This window comes from Halovenus aranensis, assembly GCF_900100385.1.
GTDB lineage: Archaea > Halobacteriota > Halobacteria > Halobacteriales > Haloarculaceae > Halovenus > Halovenus aranensis.
Genome location: NZ_FNFC01000053.1, coordinates 1 through 1,328, shown reverse-complemented (window position 1 = coordinate 1,328; position 1,328 = coordinate 1). Strand labels below are relative to the sequence as shown.

1 protein-coding gene is annotated in these 1,328 nt (G+C 49.0%); it reads left to right on the top strand.

Translation table 11 applies throughout. The features are described from left to right. Window positions 1–228: 228 nt before the first annotated feature. On the top strand, window positions 229–1,328 hold a 1,100-nt coding region (locus tag BLR34_RS16550), incomplete at its 3' end, for a hypothetical protein (RefSeq protein ID WP_143414214.1).

Genomic DNA, 1,328 nt, shown 5'->3' with positions numbered 1-1,328 from the left:
GCCCTCTCGGAACTTGAGTATCTCCAGTTGACCGACGAATTGCCGTTTGCCACGGTCACCCTGATGCCTCACCATTCCGAGTTAGATACCGAAGATGAGAAATTCGAGCAAGCAGTCGTCCGCACTATCAATGCACATCAAAACGCATATCAAGGGGGGAATTTCCCAAACCAAATGAGACCAGCAGGGGGTTCGGCGAATACGCCACCAAAGTATAGTACTTTCTCAGTGGCAGTTCCACAGACGGTTACGTACGATATCAGTAAGCGAAACACGGCTAAGAATGAGGTAGAAGATATACTTACCAATAAGGAAGATGCATTGACAAAAGAGAAGGCTTTCTATGATGTCCTAGAACAGTACTTGGAGTCTTTCCCGTCCGTCGAAGAAACCGACAATCTGAAACGGGAAGACAAAGAGGAGGCAGAGCAGCTCAGAAATCGGTTTGAGACGGACTTTGTAGAAACGTTCATTGACTCGCCGGTCTTGGCTCTCGCCGGCTTTGACGATGCGACTACCAAGATATATGAAATTTTTGAGAGTCTCCAAGCTGACCTCAGTCAGAGAAACACAGAAAATGTCGATAATTATTTGCAGACCGTCCCAACCCGATTTGAAAATGAAGTAACCAAAGAAGAAATTCCTAAACAGGGAACTCATCCAGACGACATTTCACTCTTACTCGATATTTTAGAGCTAGAGTGTGAGAATATCACAACGAGGTGGCATCTGTGGAAACGCATCTCGAATATCAGTCAGGAGACGACCGACCCGCCTTTGGATGCCACTGTGGCCAGGGATATCCGCCGGGCCCTGCGGGATGTCGTACTCGACTCGGAGCAGTCCTATTTGGACGCAGTCGTTGTAGACCAAACAATCGAAGAACGATACGAGAATAAGGACGACGAGTATGCCGAAAAGCAAGAGGCATGCGAAGAGGCCGAAACAGCTTACGATGAGGTCGCAGGTGACCTAGAGGAGTTGATCGCCGACTGGAGAGATAGAGATGAGGTGCGGGATGCAGCAGACGAACTCGCGGCAATCACAAAGTATGAGGACACAGTGAATTCAGCTATCAATGATCTGGCAACCTATCTCTCTACCAAGGCGAATGCTGTTGAGTCAGACGACCCACAAGAAGTTCAAAATACGACGCTCCAATTGAGCACGGTCGGTCCGCTAGACGATTTCGAAGGCAGGGGTCTCAGAAACCTCAACGAGAAGTTGGATGACATGGGGGTCGCCCAAATCGATCGCAACCAACTGGAAGCTGAGTTTGCGATCGTCAAAGACGCTCGGGAACTTCACTTAGAACACGGCGGTTGGCT